19 protein-coding genes are annotated in these 18920 nt (G+C 69.8%); 11 read left to right on the top strand and 8 right to left on the bottom strand.

Annotated elements, in window-relative coordinates; translation table 11 throughout:
- Nucleotides 1–80: 80 nt before the first annotated feature.
- On the bottom strand, nt 81–521 hold the full coding sequence (gene mce, locus AB5J56_RS15015) for a methylmalonyl-CoA epimerase (RefSeq protein WP_369233218.1): 441 nt from the start codon (nt 519–521) through the stop codon (nt 81–83).
- Between the two features lie 147 nt (nt 522–668).
- On the opposite strand from mce, the gene AB5J56_RS15010 reads away from it, so the two are divergent.
- The 3 genes from AB5J56_RS15010 (at nt 669) to AB5J56_RS15000 (ending at nt 4391) form a co-directional block, all read left to right on the top strand.
- Nucleotides 669–1871 (top strand): acetyl-CoA C-acetyltransferase, encoded by a 1203-nt coding sequence (locus AB5J56_RS15010; RefSeq protein ID WP_369233217.1) that lies wholly within the window; start codon nt 669–671, stop codon nt 1869–1871.
- 42 nt (nt 1872–1913) lie between these two features.
- Entirely contained in the window at nt 1914–2873 is a 960-nt protein-coding gene (gene meaB / locus AB5J56_RS15005) for a methylmalonyl Co-A mutase-associated GTPase MeaB (RefSeq protein ID WP_369233216.1), read from the top strand.
- Between the two features lie 243 nt (nt 2874–3116).
- A complete protein-coding gene (locus tag AB5J56_RS15000) occupies nt 3117–4391 on the top strand; it encodes an MFS transporter (protein WP_369233215.1) in 1275 nt (424 codons plus the stop codon).
- Nucleotides 4392–4567: 176 nt separating this feature from the next.
- Here AB5J56_RS15000 and AB5J56_RS14995 read toward each other — a convergent pair whose 3' ends face one another.
- From AB5J56_RS14995 to AB5J56_RS14980, 4 genes are all read right to left on the bottom strand, one after another.
- Nucleotides 4568–5044: a MarR family winged helix-turn-helix transcriptional regulator gene (locus AB5J56_RS14995; protein ID WP_369233214.1), complete on the bottom strand. Its 477-nt coding sequence runs from the start codon at nt 5042–5044 to the stop codon at nt 4568–4570.
- Nucleotides 5045–5136: 92 nt separating this feature from the next.
- Nucleotides 5137–5937 (bottom strand): AIM24 family protein, encoded by an 801-nt coding sequence (locus tag AB5J56_RS14990; protein ID WP_369233213.1) that lies wholly within the window; start codon nt 5935–5937, stop codon nt 5137–5139.
- Nucleotides 5934–6584, bottom strand: a complete 651-nt coding sequence (locus AB5J56_RS14985) for an AIM24 family protein (RefSeq protein WP_369233212.1) — start codon at nt 6582–6584, stop codon at nt 5934–5936. Before AB5J56_RS14985 ends, AB5J56_RS14990 begins: the two co-directional genes overlap by 4 nt.
- Nucleotide 6585: 1 nt before the next feature.
- Nucleotides 6586–7218 carry an AIM24 family protein gene (locus tag AB5J56_RS14980; RefSeq protein WP_369242559.1) on the bottom strand — a complete coding sequence of 211 codons (633 nt, stop codon included), beginning with the start codon at nt 7216–7218 and terminating at the stop codon, nt 6586–6588.
- A gap of 187 nt (nt 7219–7405) precedes the next feature.
- On the opposite strand from AB5J56_RS14980, the gene AB5J56_RS14975 reads away from it, so the two are divergent.
- The 4 genes from AB5J56_RS14975 to AB5J56_RS14960 all read left to right on the top strand — a co-directional run bounded on the left by AB5J56_RS14975 (nt 7406) and on the right by AB5J56_RS14960 (nt 11902).
- Nucleotides 7406–7750 carry a DUF3817 domain-containing protein gene (locus AB5J56_RS14975; protein ID WP_369233211.1) on the top strand — a complete coding sequence of 115 codons (345 nt, stop codon included), beginning with the start codon at nt 7406–7408 and terminating at the stop codon, nt 7748–7750.
- The gene (locus tag AB5J56_RS14970; RefSeq protein WP_369233210.1) at nt 7747–8040 is read left to right on the top strand and encodes an MTH1187 family thiamine-binding protein; all 294 of its coding nucleotides are present in this window, start codon (nt 7747–7749) and stop codon (nt 8038–8040) included. The genes AB5J56_RS14975 and AB5J56_RS14970 overlap by 4 nt, the downstream gene beginning before the upstream one ends.
- A gap of 118 nt (nt 8041–8158) precedes the next feature.
- Nucleotides 8159–9943 (top strand): glycosyltransferase family 2 protein, encoded by a 1785-nt coding sequence (locus AB5J56_RS14965; RefSeq protein WP_369233209.1) that lies wholly within the window; start codon nt 8159–8161, stop codon nt 9941–9943.
- Nucleotides 9944–9946: 3 nt separating this feature from the next.
- Nucleotides 9947–11902, top strand: a complete 1956-nt coding sequence (locus tag AB5J56_RS14960; protein ID WP_369233208.1) for a galactose oxidase-like domain-containing protein — start codon at nt 9947–9949, stop codon at nt 11900–11902.
- A gap of 26 nt (nt 11903–11928) precedes the next feature.
- Here the strand turns inward: AB5J56_RS14960 and AB5J56_RS14955 are convergent, their stop codons facing one another.
- Both AB5J56_RS14955 and AB5J56_RS14950 read right to left on the bottom strand, forming a co-directional pair.
- On the bottom strand, nt 11929–12936 hold the full coding sequence (locus AB5J56_RS14955; protein ID WP_369233207.1) for a glycoside hydrolase family 6 protein: 1008 nt from the start codon (nt 12934–12936) through the stop codon (nt 11929–11931).
- Nucleotides 12937–13040: 104 nt separating this feature from the next.
- On the bottom strand, nt 13041–14024 hold the full coding sequence (locus AB5J56_RS14950; protein ID WP_369242557.1) for a DUF5937 family protein: 984 nt from the start codon (nt 14022–14024) through the stop codon (nt 13041–13043).
- A gap of 114 nt (nt 14025–14138) precedes the next feature.
- Between AB5J56_RS14950 and AB5J56_RS14945 the strand changes: the two genes are divergently transcribed.
- From AB5J56_RS14945 to AB5J56_RS14935, 3 genes are all read left to right on the top strand, one after another.
- The gene (locus AB5J56_RS14945) at nt 14139–15416 is read left to right on the top strand and encodes an MFS transporter (protein ID WP_369233206.1); all 1278 of its coding nucleotides are present in this window, start codon (nt 14139–14141) and stop codon (nt 15414–15416) included.
- Between the two features lie 77 nt (nt 15417–15493).
- The gene (locus AB5J56_RS14940) at nt 15494–16006 is read left to right on the top strand and encodes a MarR family winged helix-turn-helix transcriptional regulator (RefSeq protein WP_369233205.1); all 513 of its coding nucleotides are present in this window, start codon (nt 15494–15496) and stop codon (nt 16004–16006) included.
- 232 nt (nt 16007–16238) lie between these two features.
- Complete coding sequence (locus AB5J56_RS14935; protein ID WP_369233204.1) at nt 16239–16649, top strand: hypothetical protein; 411 nt, start codon at nt 16239–16241, stop codon at nt 16647–16649.
- Nucleotides 16650–16688: 39 nt separating this feature from the next.
- Here AB5J56_RS14935 and AB5J56_RS14930 read toward each other — a convergent pair whose 3' ends face one another.
- Nucleotides 16689–17024, bottom strand: coding sequence for a DUF3817 domain-containing protein (locus AB5J56_RS14930; protein WP_369233203.1), 336 nt, complete (start codon nt 17022–17024; stop codon nt 16689–16691).
- 105 nt (nt 17025–17129) lie between these two features.
- On the opposite strand from AB5J56_RS14930, the gene AB5J56_RS14925 reads away from it, so the two are divergent.
- Nucleotides 17130–18830, top strand: a complete 1701-nt coding sequence (locus AB5J56_RS14925; protein ID WP_369233202.1) for a methylmalonyl-CoA mutase — start codon at nt 17130–17132, stop codon at nt 18828–18830.
- Nucleotides 18831–18920 lie beyond the last annotated feature (90 nt).

The raw sequence follows: 18920 nt of genomic DNA, 5'->3' as shown, positions 1-18920 counted from the left end.
GAAAAACCTGGACCCCGGCCCTCGGCCGCCCCGACATGGCGGCGACCGCCCCCAACCCTACCGGCCCAGATATACGGAGGTCAGTGCTCAGGTGACTCAACAGGCGCCGAAGTGACCAGTTCTGTCAGTACGCCGTGGCAATCCTTGGGGTGAAGGAAGGTGATACGGGAGCCCATGGACCCGATACGCGGCTCCTCGTACAGGACGCGTACGCCCTTGTTCTTGATGTCGGCGGCGTCGGCGTCCACGTCCGCCGTGCCGAAGGCGATGTGGTGGACCCCCTCCCCGTTCTTGGCCAGCCACTTCGCGACGGTGGAGTCCTCGCGGGTCGGCTCCAGGAGCTGGAGGTAGGAGGCGCCGCCGTCGGACGTCTCGTTGATCTTGAGCATGGCCTCGCGGACGCCCTGCTCCTCGTTGACCTCGGAGTGGAACACCTCGAAGCCGTACGTCGCCCGGTAGAACTCGACGGTCTTGTCGAGGTCGAAGCAGGCGATACCAATGTGGTCGATTCGCGTCAGCATGGAGACAGTGCAGCGCTCCGGAGGTGGTTACGCAACGTGCGCGCGATCACACCTACAGCCCGATGACGGGTGGCGTACCGCTCAGTACATTTCCAGTAAACCCTCGTTCACTCCTCAGCTGTGCAAGCTGAAAGGGGATCGCACCTCATGTCCGGTACGAACAGCACGACCTCCGTGATCGTCGCGGGTGCCCGCACCCCGATGGGACGGCTTCTCGGTTCCCTCAAGTCCTTCTCCGGAGCCGACCTCGGAGGCTTCGCGATCAAGGCCGCCCTCGACCGTGCGGGTATCGGTGGCGACCAGGTGCAGTACGTGATCATGGGCCAGGTGCTCCAGGCCGGGGCAGGGCAGATCCCGGCACGCCAGGCAGCGGTCAAGGGCGGCATCCCGATGAGCGTCCCGGCGCTCACCATCAACAAGGTGTGTCTGTCGGGGCTCGACGCGATCGCGCTCGCCGACCAGCTGATCCGCGCCGGCGAGTTCGACATCGTCGTGGCCGGCGGCCAGGAGTCCATGACCAACGCGCCCCACCTGCTGCCGAAGTCCCGCGAGGGATACAAGTACGGCGCGGTGCAGATGATCGACGCCATGGCCTACGACGGTCTCACCGACTCCTTCGAGGACATCGCCATGGGCGAGTCGACGGAGAAGCACAACACGCGCCTCGGCATCCAGCGCGCCCCGCAGGACGAGTTCGCCGCGCTCTCCCACCAGCGCGCGGCCGCCGCCCAGAAGAACGGCATCTACGAGGCCGAGATCACCCCCGTGGAGATCCCGCAGCGCAAGGGCGAAGCCGTCGTCTTCAGCAAGGACGAGGGCATCCGCGCCGAGACGACCGCCGAGTCCCTCGGCAAGCTGCGCCCCGCCTTCACCAAGGACGGCACGATCACCGCCGGCACCTCCTCGCAGATCTCCGACGGCGCCGCCGCCGTGGTCGTGATGAGCAAGACCAAGGCGCTGGAGCTCGGCCTCGAGTGGATCGCGGAGATCGGCGCCCACGGCAACGTGGCGGGCCCCGACAACTCGCTCCAGTCCCAGCCCTCCAACGCGATCCAGCACGCCCTGAAGAAGGAGGGCATCGGCGTCGAGGACCTCGACCTCATCGAGATCAACGAGGCCTTCGCCGCGGTCGCCGTGCAGTCAATGAAGGACCTCGGGGTGTCCACCGACAAGGTGAACGTCAACGGCGGAGCCATCGCCCTCGGCCACCCGATCGGTATGTCGGGCGCCCGGCTCGTGCTGCACCTCGCCCTCGAACTGAAGCGGCGCGGCGGCGGAGTGGGCGCGGCCGCGCTGTGCGGTGGCGGCGGGCAGGGTGACGCGCTCATCGTGCGGGTACCCAAGGCCTGACCTTCTTTTTCGCTCGTCTACGTGTACGCGAACGGAGCTGTGATGCAGGACGTCTCCTCACTGGTGGCCCAGGCCAGGGAAGGCCGGCCGCGGGCCGTGGCCCGGCTGATCTCCCTGGTGGAGGGGGCGGCCCCGCAACTGCGCGAGGTCATGGAGACGCTCGCGCCCCTGACGGGCAACGCCTACGTGGTCGGGCTCACCGGATCGCCGGGCGTCGGCAAGTCGACGTCCACGTCGGCGCTGGTGAGCGCGTACCGGCGGCAGGGCAAGCGGGTCGGCGTCCTCGCCGTCGACCCGTCGTCCCCGTTCTCCGGGGGCGCGCTGCTCGGCGACCGGGTGCGGATGTCGGAGCACGCGTCCGACTCCGGCGTGTACATCCGCTCCATGGCCACCCGCGGGCACCTCGGCGGCCTCGCCTGGGCCGCCCCGCAGGCCATCCGCGTCCTGGACGCGGCGGGCTGCGACGTGATCCTGGTCGAGACGGTCGGCGTCGGTCAGTCGGAGGTCGAGATCGCCTCCCAGGCCGACACCTCCGTCGTCCTCCTCGCCCCCGGCATGGGCGACGGGATCCAGGCCGCCAAGGCCGGAATCCTGGAGATCGGCGACGTCTACGTCGTCAACAAGGCCGACCGCGACGGGGCCGACGCGACCGCGCGCGAGCTGAACCACATGCTCGGCCTCGGTGAGTCCCGGGGCCCGGGGGACTGGCGCCCTCCGATCGTCAAGACGGTCGCCGCGCGCGGCGAGGGCATCGACGAGGTCGTCGAGGCGCTGGAGAAGCACCGTGCCTGGATGGAGGAGCACGGGGTCCTCACCGAGCGCCGGCGCGCCCGGGCCTCCCAGGAGGTCGAGACGATCGCCGTCACCACGCTGCGCTCGCGCATCGGCGACCTCCACGGAGACCGCCGCCTCAGCGCGCTCGCGGAGCGGATCGTGGCGGGGGAGCTGGACCCTTACCGGGCGGCGGACGAGTTGGTGGCGGGGCTGACGACGCAGGGCTGACGTTCGGGGGCGGAGCCCCCGAGGACGGGACGGGTAGGGGCGGAGGGGGCGAAAACCCCGTAGGGCCGCCCCTCCCGCCGACCCTGAACCTGGCTAACGTCCGCCCCCCGCTGATACGTTGACGCTCATGTTCCTTCTCTTGGCATAGGGCCCGCCCAGGCCCGCACGGCGAACCGGCAGCAGGCCGTAGCCGTCGCGGCCCCCAGGCGACCCCTTTTCCGCCTCGAGTCGAGGAATCCCACCATGTCTGCGCCCTCCGCGCGGCCCTCGTACGCCGCCGTCCTCCGCATTCCGCACGCCCGCCGCACCTTTGCCATCGCCCTCACCGGCAGACTGGCGTACGGCATCGTCTCCCTCTCCGTGATGCTCACCGTCACCCGGGCCACCGGGTCCTACGCCCTCGCGGGAACGGTCATGGCGCTCTTCGGTGCCCTGACCGTCGTTCTGTCGCCGGCCCGGGCGGCCCTCGTCGACCGGCACGGCCCGCGCCGCGCCCTCGTCCCGCTCGCCCTCCTCTTCGCCGGGCTCCTCGGGACGCTCGCCGCGGTCGCCTGGCGGCCGGGCGCACCGCCGCTCCTGGTGGCCGCCCTGGCCGTCGCCGCGGGCGCGTTCCCGCCCCCGCTCGGCCCCACGATGCGCTCCGTGTGGAGCGAACTCGCGCCCGACAAGCAGCTGTTGCAGCGCGCGTACAGCCTCGACGGGGTCGCCGAGGAGCTGCTGTTCGTCTCCGGCCCGCTCCTGGTCGGCGCCGTGGTCCAGGTCGCGCCCCCGGCGGCGGGGGTGGCGCTGAGCGCGCTGCTCGTCGCCGCCGGGACCATCGCCTTCGTCGGCTCGCCGCCCGTACGGAGCGTGCAGCCCGCCGGGGCGAAGGCGAAGTCCGCGAAGGCCGCCCGTCGCGGCGGCGCCCGCGCGCTCGCGGGACCCGTCCTGGTGGCGGCCGGTGTCGGACTCGCCCTGGGCGGCATCGACCTGTTGGTGCTGGCCTTCGCCGGGGAACGCCACCAGGGCGACGACACGGTGGCCTGGGTGCTCGCCGCACTGTCGGCGGGCAGCGCGGTCGGCGGGCTGCTCAACGGCGCCGTCCACTGGCGTATCGGCGCTCGGGTCCGGCTGTCGCTCACGGCCGTCGGCCTCGGTCTCGCCACGGCCCTCGCCGGCCTCGCCCCGGGTCTCGGCACGCTGATGGCGGCGGTGGCCTGCGCGGGGTTCTTCGTCGCCCCGGCCCTGACCACCGCCTACCTGGTCGCCGACGAGGCCGCCGGGGACGGCCTGCGCACCCAGGCCGGCGCATGGGTCAACACCGCGGTCAACGCCGGTACTTCGGGCGGCGCCGCGGCCATGGGTCTGCTGGTCGGGCGGGCACCACTCGCCCTGTGCTTCGCCGCCTCGGGCGCCGTGGCGCTCGTAGTGGCGGCAGGGGCCGCCTGGGACGCACGCCGGGCGCCCGTCCCGCGCCGGGCTCAGCCGAGTGAGCCCGCCGCAGCGGTGTACGAGGAGATGGCGACGCCCACCCGCTGACGACGTCGCTCACTCGCCGGCGGACGTGGAGTCCGTGGAAGAGAACCTTCTGGAAGAGCAGCCGCCGATGGGAAGTCTGCGGAGGGAAAGTTCGCGGAAGTGGCTGGATCTCGCGGGCAGTTGGCCCGTCTCCCGGCCAATCCGCCGCACGACGCGGGCGCCGGGGCGACGGCGCGCTACGGCTTGCCCCGCTGCCCGCGCAGGTGTTCCGCGATCGGGCGCAGCGACTTGTGGAGGTCTTCCAGGGCCTCGGGGGAGGTGAGGTCGATGAAGTGCCTGCGGACGGACGCCACATGGTGTGGCGCGACCTTCTTCATCGTCTCCCTGCCGTGCTCGGTGAGGACCGCGTAGAGCCCTCGGCGGTCGGACTCGCAGTTCTCGCGGCGGACCAGATCCGCGTTCTCCATGCGGGTGATCTGATGCGAGAGCCGGCTCTTGGACTGGAGGGTCGCGGACGCGAGGTCACTCATCCGCATCCGTACGCCCTCCGACTCGGAGAGATTCACCAGGATCTCGTAGTCGTTCATTGTCAGCCCGAATGGCTGCAAGTCCCTCTCGAGCTGGTGCATCAACAGCCTGTTGACCTCCAGGTGGGTGCGCCAGGCGCACTGCTCCGCATCGGTCAGCCAGCGCGTGGCCGTCTCGGTCTCCATGAATGAAGTCTACCTAAAAGGTTGAAAGGCGAACTAGTGAGGGTGGTGTGACTGTGCGCACGCGTTCGATGTCACACTCCGCAGATTACCGCTCACAGCCCGAAGCGACGCTGGAGGTCCCCCAGCTGTCCGGGAAGGCGCGGTGCACCTGCCTGCTGTCCCTGCTGACCGGGCACCCCGCCGCCGCCCGGTACGCCGGCCTGCTGCGGGACCGCCCCCGTGGCCTGCTCGGCCATGAGTGTCTCGGTCGACTGGAGCAGCACCGTACCCGCTCCCACGAACTCGAACTGGTGCTCCTCCCCGGAGGCCCCGCCGAGGCCCGTCATCGCACGTAGACCGCCCATTACGCCCGTCAGATACCCGTGGTCGTAGTGGTGGCACGGCGAGGGGCAGTCCGCCCAGCCGACGAGCGCCTGCGGGTCCACCCGGATCGGCGGCTCCATGAACACCACCGGGCCGTTTGATGCCGCCACGAACTTGCCGGTTCCGATCAGTGTCAGAAAGCCCGGCACGATCGATTGCTTAAGCGCGAGAGTTGGCTGAAAAGCGAGCAAGTTGCCGGAGCGAATGGTCAGGTTGCCGTCTTCGAGGTCGTAGGAATTCACATCGAAGGCCCGGTCGGCGAGGAGCATCTTGCCCGAGCCCTCCGCGACGACCCAGTCGCTCGCGTGCAGAGGCGAATGGAACGATGTGCGCACCAGGCGGTCGAGTCGGCCGTACCCGATGCCGTTGAACTCCATCGTGCCGTAGTACGCGATCATCTTGCCCTTCTGCAGGAACCACTGGCTCCCCTTGAGCTCCACGCAGAAGGTGTACTTGTTGACGTTGTCGTCGACCGGCAGCGTCATCGGGTCGTGGATCACCGGGCCGCCAGGAGTCCCGTACGCGCTCACAGTTTCTCCTCCGAGGCCTGGACGTACACCGCACCGCTGCCGCTCAGCTCCAGCTGGAACGCCTCGCCGGAGCCGCGGCCCACCATGTCGCGCCAGCCCAGCGCCGTGGACAGCTTGTTGCGCACGTCCCCGTGATGGGCGACGTACGCCTGTGGGTCGACGTGCACCGGGCGCTGCGGGGTGATCGGGATCTCGAAGACGCCCCCGTGCGCCATGACGGCGACCGCGCCGTGCCCCTTGAGGGTGGTCGTGAACAGCCCCTGGCCGGAGACCTGGCCGCGCACCATGCCCATGACGCCGCCCTGCGAGCCCAGGAACATCGTCCCCTGCTGGAGTGTGCCGTCGAAGGCGAGCAGGCGGTCCGCCTCCACGTACAGGGTGTCGCCGCTCAGGTTGATCACCTCGATGTGGTGGCCGCCGTGCCCGAAGAAGACCGTGCCGCTGCCCTCCACCGTCATCAGCGGTGTGGCCTCGTTCGCCAGGCGGCGGCCGAGCATCGACATGACCCCGCCCTGACCGCCCTGGACGTTGGGCGTGAAGGAGACCTCGCCCCTGTAGGCGAGCATCGCGCCGCGCTGACTGAACAGGCGCTGACCGGGGGCGACGGTCGCCTCGATCATCTTGGAGTTGACCTCACGGAAGGGCATGTCACACATCCCCCGCGATCGTGTTCCGCTCGCTCGGCTGTACGTACACCAGCCCGTCCCCCTCGAACCGCATCTGGAAGGCCTCGCCGCCGCCCTCCCCCATCAACGTGCGGAACGTCACACCGGATTGGAGGGACTGCCGCACATTGCCCTGGTGCGCGATGTACGCCCCCGGGTCGACCGTCAGCGGGTACTGCGCGCTCACCCGCAGCACCACCGCCGGGCCGTCGGACATGATCGCCGCCTGGCCGTGCCCCTCGACCGTCGTCGTGAACAGCCCGTTGCCCTGCGAGGCGCCGCGCAGTCCCGTGAAGGTCGTGCCCGTGCGCAGGCCGGCGTCCGCCGCGAGCAGGTTGCTCGACTCGACGTACAGCTTGTCCCCCTGGAGACTCACCAGGTTGATCTCGGAGGCCCGGTCCGCGAACCAGCACGTGCCCTGCCCCTTCACCTCCATCATCACCATCTGTTCGCCGGTGAGCCGCCGGGTCACCATCCCCCGGATCCCCTCACCGCCGCCGCTGAGCTTCTTGAAGGCCATCTGCCCGTCGTACGCCACCATTGAGCCGTTCTTCGCCTTCACGGCGTCCCCGGTCATGTCGACGGCCAGGACCTTGCTGCCTTGGAGTCGGAACATCGCCACGAGGTGAAGGTAGCCGCAGGTCGGGTGGAGCCGACAGAGTCCCGGGGTGGATCCGGACCCTGACCGCACCCCTAGGGGCGCCGATGGCACAATGGACACCGCTTGTGCCTGCGTTCACAAAGCGCCCGCCAAAGCGCCGACCCCGCCGAAAGCGAATCTCCCACCGAAGGTGAACCGTTCCGTGGACATAAAGACCGCCACCGCCCTCCGCCGCCTCCGCCTGGTCTCGGCCCCCGAGGCCGTCTCCTTCCTGCTGCTGCTCGTCTGCTCGGTGCTGAAGCGGACCACGGACTTCAACGCGGTGCCCGTGATGGGCGCGATCCACGGTGTCCTCTTCATCCTGTACGTGATCTTCTGGGCGGACGCCTGGAACCGCACCAAGTGGGCCCCGAAGACCGCGGCCCTGTACTTCGTCCTGTCCGTCCTGCCCACCGGCGGCTTCTTCGCCGAGCGCAAGCTCAAGCGTGAGGCCGAGGACGCGGTCATCGCCTCCCGCGCCCGCCGTGAGGGAGTGGTGGCGTCGTGATCGTCGCCTTCTCCGTGACGCCGCTCGGTGTCGGCGAGGACGTGGGGGAGTACGTCGCCGACGCCGTCCGGGTCGTGCGCGAGTCGGGGCTGCCGAACCGCACCGACGCGATGTTCACCTCGATCGAAGGCGAATGGGACGAGGTGATGGACGTGGTCAAGCGCGCCGTCGCCGCAGTCGAGGAGCGGGCGCCGCGCGTCTCCCTCGTCCTGAAGGCGGACATCCGCCCCAGTGTGACCGACGGCCTCACCTCCAAGGTCGAGACGGTGGAGCGGCACCTGTCCGCGTAGACCTGCAGGCCCTCCCCGACAACAACCCCTTCGGACGCGCCCAGTTCGACACGCCCTCAAATCTCCATTTGTGTGTGGTTATCGACACGTTCAGTCGGTTCGATCACTGGAGGGCGCTGTGCGGCCGGAGGGCTACGACTACGACACCTACAGCCGACTCGCCGGACCACTGACGGAGCCGTCCGGCGCGGCCTACCGGGTGCAGTACACCAAGCTCCTCTCGGGCGAGCCGCACCGAATACGCGCGGTCCTCCTGATGACGCTCGCCCCGATCCTCACCGGCGTCCTCCTCGTCTACCTGGTCTGGCCCACCCACTGGGTGGAGCGCGAGGGCGGCGAACGCTGGCTCGTGGGGCTCGACGTCGCGATGCTCATAGCCATCGGCCTCATCGAGCTGTTCATGGTCGTCAACGTCATGAGCATCGCCCACGCCACGCTGGTCGCCCGCGACCCCGTTCCGGTCACCCCGGAACCCGGCACCCGCGTCGCCTTCCTCACCACGTACGTCCCCGGCAAGGAACCCCTCTCCATGGTCCGCGCCACCCTGGAGGGCGCGGTCAAGGTCACCCACACCGGCCCGCTGGACGTATGGCTCCTCGACGAGGGGGACGACCCCCAGGCCAAGGCGCTCTGCGCGGAACTCGGCGTACGGCACTTCACCCGGTTCGGCGTCCCGGAGTGGAACCGCCCCAAGGGCGTCCACAAGACCCGTACGAAGCACGGCAATTACAACGCCTGGCTCGCGATGCACGGCGACGGCTACGACTACTTCGCCTCCGTCGACACCGACCACGTCCCGCTCCCGAACTTCCTGGAGCGGATGATGGGTTATTTCCGGGACCCCGACATCGCGTTCGTCGTGGGACCGCAGGTCTACGGCAACTACGAGACCCCCGTCACCAAGGCTGCCGAGTCCCAGCAGTTCCTCTTCCACGCGCTGATCCAGCGCGCCGGCAACCGCTACCGCGCGCCCATGTTCGTCGGCACCAACAACGTCGTGCGCATCTCCGCCCTCAAGCAGATCGGCGGACTGTACGACTCGATCACCGAGGACATGGCCACCGGCTTCGAACTGCACCGGCACCGCAACCCGAGGACCAGGAAGCACTGGCGCTCCGTCTACACCCCCGACGTCCTCGCCGTCGGTGAGGGCCCGGCCTCATGGACGGACTTCTTCACCCAGCAGATGCGCTGGTCGCGCGGCACCTACGAGACGCTGTTCAAGCAGTACTGGAAGGCACCGTTCACGATGCCGCCCGGCCGGCTCTTCTCGTACACGCTGATGCTGGTCTACTACCCGATGACAGCCGTCAACTGGCTGCTGGGCATCCTCAGTTGCTTCCTCTTCCTCTGGTTCGGCGCGTCCGGCACCCAGGTCGCCGCCTCCGTCTGGCTGATGCTCTACAGCGACGCCGCGGCCCTCCAGATCGGGCTGTACCTGTGGAACCGGCGGCACAACGTCTCCCCGCACGAACCCGAGGGCTCCGGCGGCCTCGCCGGGATGGGGATGTCCGCGCTGTCGGCGCCCATCTACCTCAAGTCGCTGGGCGCCGCCCTGACCCGCCGCCCCAGCCGGTTCGTGGTCACCCCGAAGGGCGGCGACGCCAGCCCCGACCGCCTGATGACGTTCCGCATCCATCTGTTCTGGGCGGGGGTCCTCGCGGTCTCCCTGGTCGCCTCGTTCTACCTCGACCACACCCACGCGGCCATGCGCACCTGGGCGGTCCTGGCCATGGCGATCTCGCTGGCGCCGGTCGCCGTGTGGATCCTGACGCTGGTCAAGGAGCGCAGGGCCAGGGCGGCGCTGCGGACCACCGCACGCCTGGTCGAGCCCACGGAACCCGCGCTCGCGACGGGCGGCACCACGACCACGGTCACCCGCTCCACGACAGGAGGCAACTAGGTCATGGCCTACCAGCCCTCGAAGAAGACCAAGAAGACCGTGCTCGGCATCGGCGGCATCGCGATGCTCGCCGGCCTCAACGCCCCGGCCGTGATGGGCTTCGCCGGCGAGAAGTACCACGAGTACAAGATCGCCCAGCCCGGCTACATGGCGAAGTACGGCTCCTGGAGCAACGTCGACATCCCCAGGAAGTACCGCACCAACGCCATCCACGCGGCCCTGCTGCACACCGGCAAGGTGCTGATCGTCGCGGGCTCGGGCAACGAGCAGAAGAAGTTCGACAAGGGATCCTTCGACACCGTCCTGTGGGACCCGAAGACCGACACCTTCAAGAAGATCCCCACCCCGGACGACTTCTTCTGCTCCGGGCACGCCCAACTCCCCAGCGGCAGAATGCTGGTGGCCGGCGGCACCGCCCGCTACGAACAGCTCGACGGCGAGGTCAAACGCGCCGGCGGCGGCATGCGCGTGAAGAACGAGAACCCCGACAAGGCCATGGTCCTGAAGAAGGGAACCCGTTTCCGCTCGCCCGCCGGCGTCGAGTACGTCAGCCGGTTCGCCGTGACGATCCCCAAGGCCAAGCGCACACAGGCGATCACGTACAACAGCCGGGGCGTCATGCAGCCCTGGAAGACCAAGGTCACCGCGAGCGAGGCCCGCGTCTTCGTCGAGGCCACCGAGGACGGGCCGCTGTCCGAGACCGACAAACAGGCCCAGTACGAGATCGTCGGCCTGAAGGGCAAGGACGCCGACAACACGTACGGCCTCTCCGAGAAGATCACCCTGGACAAGCAGGACTTCCAGGGGATCAGAGCGGCCTACGAGTTCGACCCCGTCGCCGAGAAGTACATCCCCGTCGACCCGATGGAGAAGGCCCGCTGGTACCCGACCCTCGTCGGCCTCGACGACGGCCGCGTGCTGGCGGTCTCCGGCCTCGACGACGTCGGCATGATCGACCCCGGCGACAACGAGATCTACGACCCGGCGACCAAGAAGTGGACGCCCGGCCCCAAGCGCTACTTCCCCACCTACCCCGCGCTGTTCCTCACCAAGGGCGGAAAGCTCTTCTACCCCGCGTCCAACGCCGGTTACGGGCCCGCCGACCAGGGCCGCGAGGCGGGCCTGTGGGACCTGAAGACCAACAAGTTCGAGAAGGTCCCGGGGCTGCGGGACGCCGACGAGACGGAGACCTCCGCCTCCCTGCTGCTGCCACCGGCCCAGGACCAGAAGGTGATGATCCTGGGCGGCGGAGGCGTCGGCGAGTCCAAGAAGGCGACCCCGCGCACCGCCGTGGTCGACCTCAAGAAGGACAACCCCACCTTCGAGGACGGCCCCAACCTCCCCCAGGGCACGCGCTATCTGAACAGCGTGATCATGCCGGACGACTCCGTCTTCACCACGAACGGCTCCACGGACTACCGCGGCCGCAGCGCCAGCAACATCCTCAAGGCGCAGTTCTACGACCCCAGGGCCAACGCCTTCCACACGGCCGCCTCACCCCGGGTGGGCCGCAACTACCACTCCGAGGCGCTGCTCCTGCCCGACGGACGCGTCGCCACCTTCGGCTCCGACCCGCTCTACGACGACCAGCAGAACACCAAGCTGGGCCACTTCGAGCAGCGCATGGAGATCTTCACCCCGCCCGCCCTCCACAAGAACGGCAAGAACCGCCCGGTCCTGGGCGCCGGGCCGCAGGAACTCGACGCCACGCACCGCGCGACCTTCGCCACCGAGCACCCCGAACGGGTGGTCAAGGCCCGCCTGATGCGGCCCAGCGCGGTCACGCACACGACGGACGTCGAGCAGCGCTCCATCGAACTCGGCCTCACGAAGACCGGCCACTCGGTCACCGTCGACGTACCGACGGACCGGGCGCTGGTGCCGCCGGGCTGGTACATGCTCTTCGTGACGGACGCGCAGGGTACGCCGTCCGAGGCCAAGTGGATCCAGGTCAGGTGAACCCCAAAACGGTCTGAACCCGTGGGCTACGCCCTGGAGTTGCGTGCCAGCCCCAAGGCGTAGTCAGGCCACCACTGTCCCGCCGCCGGTCCGCCCCGGCACTGCCCGTCCGACTCGCCCGGCCGCTTGATCCACAGGTAGGCGTCGAGGGCGGGCTCGCCGGTGTCCGTGGTCGGGCGGGTGCCGAGGGCCCGGCCCGGCGGGTTGCACCAGGCATCGCTGCGGTCGCCGCGCAGCGGGCCCCTGCCGTTGCGGCTGGTGTCGACGACGAAGTGCTTGCCGCCGAGGTCCTGGGAGAGGCGGACGCCGTACTTCTTCGTGGCCGTGTCCGTCTGGAAGTTGGAGACGTTCAGCGAGAAGCCGTCGGCCTGCTCGACGCCCGCGCGCTTGAGGGGTTCGACGAGCTTCCAGGGGTCCTCGATCCACGCGGGGTTGCCCGCGTCCAGGTACACCTTGGTGTGCGGCTGCCGCTTCAGCCGGACGATGGCCTCGGCGAGCAACTGCTCACGCTCCTCGTGGTATTCGCCCGGGGTGCAGCCGTCCACCATGTGCGCGACCGCGTCGGGTTCGAGGACGACGAGGGCCTTGCTGTCGCCGAGCGCGTCGGCGAACTTCCCGATCCAGTCACGGTAGTTGTCGGCGTCGTACGCCCCGCCCGCCGAGTGCTGGCCGCAGTCCCGGTGCGGGATGTTGTACGCGACGAACAGTGCCGTCCGCTTCTCCTGGGCCGCCGCCGCGGTCGCGGCCCTGATGGTCCCCGCCGGGTCGTCGCCCGCGGGCCACAGCGCGGCCGGCTGGTCCGCGATCCGCTTGAGGAACTGCGCGTCCTTCGTACGGCCCTGCCGCTGCCACATCTGGATCTGCTGGGCGGCGGAGCTCGACGGGTCGACCCAGAAGGGGGACTGCCCGGCGGGCGTCGTCCTTTGTGAGGTGTCCCGGGCGACGGAGGCCTCGTCGACGCCTGGCGCGGACGAGCAGCCCGCCGCGAGCCCGAGCGCCGCGAGCGTCGCGAAGGTACGGATCAGCCGGGACATCCTGCCCCCTTGGGCGAAGGTGACGGTCGTGACGGTTCGCCGACAATCGTGACATAGCGCACTTAAGGGGTGCGGGTGCGACACCGTACGGCTCTGAGGGGGTGTCAGCCGCCGCCGGACGCCAGCGCCATGCCCAGCGGGGTCCGCTCGTACAGCACCTGGTGGCCGTACCGGCGCGAGGTCAGCAGGCCCGCGTCGCGCAGGGCCGCGAGGTGCGCCGACACCGACGAGGGGGCCAGCCGCAGCCGGTGCGCGAGGGCGCTGGTCGTGGCGGGATCGTCGAGCGCCGTGAGCACGGCGGCCCGGCCGCGACCGAGCAGCCGTACGAGCGCGTCGGGGGTGCGTTCGCCCGGCTCGGCCCACAGGCCGCCGATGCCACGGGCCGGGTAGGCGACCGTGGGCTGCCAGGGCGGCTCGAAGCCGCTGATCACGTCCGGCCAGGAGAAGACGCTCGGCATCAGGACCAGCCCCTGCCCGCCGAGGTGCCGCTCGTGCTCGCCGCCGCGTTCGACGGTCAGCGTCCGGGCGTTCCAGCCGAACCGCCGGTCGATCTCCGGGAGCAGCCCGCCGAGGCCGACCTCCGCGAGGCGCCGCGAGTGGAAGGCGATGTCCGCCTCCAGCAGGGCGCGCAGCCGTGGCCAGTCCGGCTCGATCAGGGTGTGCCAGGCCTGCTCCATCAGGTCGGTCAGTTCCCTGATCATGCGGGCCGGGTCCGCCAGGAGAGCCCGGCCCTCAGGTGACTCGAGGGCGCCCGGGGTGTCCGCGAGCGAGAGCGCGGTGTCCTCGCGGGCGGCCTCCGGGTCGGCCGAGCGGACCGCCTCTATCTCCTCCTCGAAGGTGGCCGCCGGGCCGATCGGCGGCGGGCCGAGCCAGTCCGGGGTGTGCCCGCGCTGCGGCATCAGCAGCCACAGCGGCGCGAGGTCGAGTCCGGCGGCCGCCGCGCGGATACGGCGCAGCCAGTGCGCGTGGTAGCCGTGCCGCGCGGGGCGGTTGAGCGTGCGCACCGCCTCCTGCGTCTCCCAGAGGGGCGACACGGCGAAGCGGCACTTGAGGAGGTCCTCCTCGCCGAAGTGCAGATGGGTGGGGATGGGGACCTCCTCCGAGGGGGCGCAAGATTCGGCTGACGCCGAAACTCTACGGCGACCGGCACGCGCGCGTGCACGCTGCTGCGCATGCCGGAAGCAGAGAGAGAAGCCGAACCGATGGACGTGGCGACCGAGCCCAAGCCCGAGCCCGAGCCGCTGGCCCGGAGCGAGCCGGCGGGTTACGGCCGCGTCTTCGCCGTCCGCGAGTTCCGTGCCGTCTTCGCCGCGCACGCGTTCTCGCTGCTCGGGCTGATGGTCAGTGAGATCGCGCTGTCCGTGCTCGTGTACCGCCTCACCAGATCGCCCCTGATGAGCGCGCTCACGTTCGCGCTCGGATTCCTGCCCTATCTGATCGGCGGAACCCTGCTCGCGGGCATCGCCGACCGGTTCCCGGCCCGCCGGGTACTGGTGGTGTGCGACCTGGTGTGCGCGGGGTTCGTGGCCGTGATGGTGCTGCCGGGCGCGGGCATCGCCGTACTCCTCGCCATGCGCTGCGCGCTCGCCACCGTCGCACCCCTCTTCCAGGGGGCGCGGATGGCGACGCTCACCGATGTCCTCGGCGACGGCGATCTGTTCGTGCTGGGCCGCTCGCTGCTGCGGATCGTGTCGCAGAGCGCGCTGCTCGTCGGGTTCGGGCTCGGCGGCGTGCTGCTCAGTGTCGTATCGCCGCGTGGGGCGCTGCTCATCACGGTCGGTACGTTCCTGACCTCGGCCGCGCTGCTGCGGTTCGGCACCCGGCGGCGGCCCGCGCGGTCGGTCGGGCGGTCGGCGCTGGTGAAGGACTCGCTGCGGGGTGCGCGGCAGGTCCTCGCCGACCGGCGGGTGCGGGTGCTGCTCCTGCTGAACTGGGTGCCGCCGATGTTCTCCGTCGCGCCGGAGGCACTGGCGGCGCCGTACGCCGACGGGCTGGGCGTCGGGGCGGCTGGCCTCGGCCTGCTGATGTGCGCGCTGCCGGTCGGCACCATCGCGGGGGAGCTGTACGCGGGTTCGCGGCTGCGGCCCGAGGCCCGCGCCCGGCTCGCGCTGCCGCTCGTTTGCTGCACTCTGCTGCCGTACGTCGGCTACGCCCTGCACCCCGGCCTCGTCTGGTCGCTGCTCCTGCTGACCGTGTCCGGCGCCGGATCCGCGTACTCCCTCGGCCTCGACCAGTGGTTCGTGCGGGCCGTGCCGGAAGAGCTGCGCGGCCGGGCCATGACCCTGAGCACGGCCGGGCTGATGACTCTCCAGGGCGTGGGCATGGCGCTGGCGGGGGTCGCGGCGGAGTTCGCCGGGGTGGCCGCGACGGTCACCGGGGCCGGAGTGCTGGGCACGGTGTGCTGCCTGCTGCTGGCCGTGGAGGCGCGGCGTACGGAGGGGCCGGGCGACCGGGACGGAGGGGGCGGAGGGGGTGCGTGAGGGGAGTGAAAGGGGGTGGGCGACCGAAAAGCGAGACGGGGCTGACCACAATGTGACCGGCCGGTAAGGTCTCTGCCGTGCCGAAGCCCCTCAGCCTTGCCTTCGATCCCATCGCCCGCGCCGACGAACTCTGGAAGCGGCGCTGGGGGTCCGTGCCGTCGATGGCAGCGATCACCTCGATCATGCGGGCCCACCAGATCCTGCTGGCGGAGGTCGACGCGGTGGTCAAGCCGTACGGGCTGACGTTCGCCCGTTACGAGGCGCTGGTGCTGCTCACCTTCTCCAAGGAGGGCGAGCTGACGATGTCCAAGATCGGCGAGCGGCTCATGGTGCACCCCACCTCGGTCACCAACACCGTGGACCGCCTGGTGAGGTCCGGCCTCGTCGACAAGCGCCCCAACCCCAACGACGGCCGCGGCACCCTCGCCTCCATCACCGAAAAGGGCCGCGAGACCTGCGACGCCGCCACCCGCGACCTGATGGCCATGGACTTCGGCCTCGGCGCCTACGACGCCGAGGAGTGCGCGGAGATCTTCGCGATGCTGCGGCCACTGCGGATCGCGGCGCACGACTTCGACGACGGAGTGTGACCGTCTTCGGGTGGCATCGCATTTCACCCGAAGGTGAGGTAGCTCAAATGGCGTATTCGGGGTCTTTTCTGCCTGCGGGCTGTGATCTTGTATGGGCTGACCAGTTGTCCGTGTGATCAACCCCGGACGCACTCCTGGAACGACCATTGGGGAGACAGCCTTGCTGACCGTCCGTAGGCGCCTTGTCCGAAGTGTCCTGACCGCTGGCAGTGCGGCCGCGTTCGCTGTTGCCGTGACACTCGGAGTGGCGGGATCCGCGCAGGCCAGCGCCACAGGGACGACCACGATCGGGACCTTCAGCTATGACTTTCATGGCGTCGGTGTGAGCGTTCCCGTCGGCTGCTTCCTGACCCACACCATCGACGGTTCGGGCAAACGGATCACAGGCCAGCTCGCGGGCGTGGACTGTGTGGGCGTCGCCGCTACATTCTCGAATTTCTGCAACTGGCGCATCGACTTCGCCTATGCGGACACGAACAACAGGACCTACAAAACCTCGCGGGGTGCCACGCACACCGAGTGCAGGTCGGACCCGCTGCGTCGCAACGCACGGCAGACCCTGCCGAAGTACGGCAAGGCGTGCGCCAAATTCTTCGTCAACGGCAAACTGCGCGCCACGCAGTGCCACTTCATCACCAGGTAGCGAGGTGTGACCGTCGCGGCCTGATCCTGCCGGGCGGGGTCAGGCCGCAGCGGTCTCGGTGCTGGTGATGAGGAGGGGTTCGACTTCGCGGGTCACCTTGCGTTCGACGAAGAACGCGGCGGTGGGGATGGTCCCCGCCAGAAGGACCCAGGCCATGCGGCTCAGCGGCATACGCGCCTTCGAGCAGACATCGAACGCGAAGAGAAGGTAGACGACGTACAGCCAGCCGTGTGCGATGCCGACCACGGTGACCAGGGAGTCGAAGCCGTCCAAGTGCAGCAGGCGCTTCCCGATCACGCCCACCGTGAGGACGATCAGCAGTACGGCAGTGACGTAGGCCATCACCCGATAGCGGGTCAGGACGTTCTTTTTCATGGTGCTGAGCGTAACGGGCGGCCCGTCGCCGCTGTGTCCGGGTCCACGGCGCGACTCGAGCGATACCATCGACATTTACTAGGACGTCCTAGTAAATTCAAAGGTATGGACGCTCACGCCATCGAGGAAGGCCGCCGTCGCTGGCAGGCCCGCTACGACGCTTCGCGCAAGCGCGACGCCGACTTCACCACGCTCTCCGGTGATCCCGTGGAGCCGGTGTACGGGCCGCGGCCCGGAGACACCTATGAGGGGTTCGAGCGGATCGGGTGGCCGGGTGAGTACCCCTACACCCGCGGGCTGCATGCGACGGGCTACCGGGGGCGTACGTGGACCATCCGGCAGTTCGCCGGGTTCGGGAACGCCGAGCAGACCAACGAGCGCTACAAGATGATCCTCGCCAACGGCGGGGGCGGGCTCTCCGTCGCCTTCGACATGCCCACCCTCATGGGGCGCGACTCCGACGACCCTCGCGCCCTCGGCGAGGTCGGGCACTGCGGGGTCGCCATCGACTCCGCCGCCGACATGGAGGTTCTGTTCAAGGACATCCCGCTCGGGGATGTGACGACGTCCATGACCATCAGCGGGCCGGCCGTTCCCGTGTTCTGCATGTACCTCGTCGCCGCCGAGCGCCAGGGCGTCGACCCTGCCGTGCTCAACGGCACGCTCCAGACCGACATCTTCAAGGAGTACATCGCGCAGAAGGAGTGGCTCTTCCAGCCCGAGCCGCACCTGCGCCTCATCGGCGACCTGATGGAGCACTGCGCCGCCGGCATTCCCGCCTACAAGCCGCTGTCCGTCTCCGGCTACCACATCCGTGAGGCCGGTTCCACGGCCGCCCAGGAGCTGGCGTACACCCTCGCCGACGGCTTCGGCTACGTCGAGCTGGGGCTCTCCCGCGGGATGGACGTCGACGTCTTCGCGCCGGGCCTCTCCTTCTTCTTCGACGCGCACCTCGACTTCTTCGAGGAGATCGCCAAGTTCCGCGCGGCGCGCCGCATCTGGGCCCGCTGGATGCGGGACGTGTACGGCGCGAAGACCGACAAGGCGCAGTGGCTGCGCTTCCACACCCAGACCGCCGGTGTCTCGCTGACCGCGCAGCAGCCGTACAACAACGTCGTCCGTACGGCGGTGGAGGCGCTCGCGGCCGTCCTCGGCGGGACGAACTCCCTGCACACCAACGCGCTCGACGAGACCCTCGCGCTGCCCTCCGAGCAGGCGGCGGAGATCGCGCTGCGCACGCAGCAGGTGCTGATGGAGGAGACCGGCGTCGCCAACGTCGCCGACCCGCTGGGCGGTTCCTGGTACGTCGAGCAGCTCACCGACCGTATCGAGGCCGACGCCGAGAAGATCTTCGAGCAGATCAAGGAACGGGGGCTGCGGGCGCACCCCGACGGGCAGCACCCGATCGGGCCGATCACGTCCGGGATCCTGCGTGGCATCGAGGACGGCTGGTTCACCGGCGAGATCGCCGAGTCCGCCTTCCAGTACCAGCGGTCCCTGGAGAAGGGCGACAAGCGGGTCGTGGGGGTCAATGTGCACCACGGGTCGGTGACGGGGGATCTGGAGATCCTCCGGGTTTCTCACGAGGTGGAGCGGGAGCAGGTCCGGGAGCTCGGTGCGCGGCGGGGCGGGCGGGACGACGCCCGCGTGCGGGGGGCTCTCGAAGCGATGCTCGCTGCCGCGCGGGACGGGTCCAACATGATCGCGCCCATGCTGGACGCGGTGCGGGCCGAGGCCACGCTCGGGGAGATCTGCGGGGTGCTGCGGGACGAGTGGGGGGTGTACACGGAGCCGGCCGGGTTCTGAGGTGCGGGTGGTGGGGGCGGGGCTCCATGGGGTTCGCCCCCTCCGCCCCTGCCCTTCCCGTTGTCCTGGGGGCTGCGCCCCCTTTCCCCC

Source organism: Streptomyces sp. R21 (assembly GCF_041051975.1).
In the GTDB taxonomy this organism is placed as follows: domain Bacteria; phylum Actinomycetota; class Actinomycetes; order Streptomycetales; family Streptomycetaceae; genus Streptomyces.
This window is presented reverse-complemented; position numbering and strand designations above follow the sequence as displayed.

Excerpts from the sequence above, each read along its gene's own strand:
- AB5J56_RS14925 (WP_369233202.1), top strand. The coding sequence starts at position 17,130 with ATGGACGCTCACGCCATCGAGGAAGGCCGCCGTCGCTGGCAGGCCCGC.
- AB5J56_RS14945 (WP_369233206.1), top strand. The coding sequence starts at position 14,139 with ATGGACGTGGCGACCGAGCCCAAGCCCGAGCCCGAGCCGCTGGCCCGG.
- AB5J56_RS14955 (WP_369233207.1), bottom strand. The coding sequence starts at position 12,936 with ATGTCCCGGCTGATCCGTACCTTCGCGACGCTCGCGGCGCTCGGGCTC.
- AB5J56_RS14980 (WP_369242559.1), bottom strand. The coding sequence starts at position 7,218 with ATGTTCCGACTCCAAGGCAGCAAGGTCCTGGCCGTCGACATGACCGGG.
- mce (WP_369233218.1), bottom strand. The coding sequence starts at position 521 with ATGCTGACGCGAATCGACCACATTGGTATCGCCTGCTTCGACCTCGAC.
- AB5J56_RS15000 (WP_369233215.1), top strand. The coding sequence starts at position 3,117 with ATGTCTGCGCCCTCCGCGCGGCCCTCGTACGCCGCCGTCCTCCGCATT.
- meaB (WP_369233216.1), top strand. The coding sequence starts at position 1,914 with ATGCAGGACGTCTCCTCACTGGTGGCCCAGGCCAGGGAAGGCCGGCCG.
- AB5J56_RS14960 (WP_369233208.1), top strand. The coding sequence starts at position 9,947 with ATGGCCTACCAGCCCTCGAAGAAGACCAAGAAGACCGTGCTCGGCATC.
- AB5J56_RS14995 (WP_369233214.1), bottom strand. The coding sequence starts at position 5,044 with ATGGAGACCGAGACGGCCACGCGCTGGCTGACCGATGCGGAGCAGTGC.
- AB5J56_RS15010 (WP_369233217.1), top strand. The coding sequence starts at position 669 with ATGTCCGGTACGAACAGCACGACCTCCGTGATCGTCGCGGGTGCCCGC.
- AB5J56_RS14985 (WP_369233212.1), bottom strand. The coding sequence starts at position 6,584 with ATGCCCTTCCGTGAGGTCAACTCCAAGATGATCGAGGCGACCGTCGCC.
- AB5J56_RS14930 (WP_369233203.1), bottom strand. The coding sequence starts at position 17,024 with ATGAAAAAGAACGTCCTGACCCGCTATCGGGTGATGGCCTACGTCACT.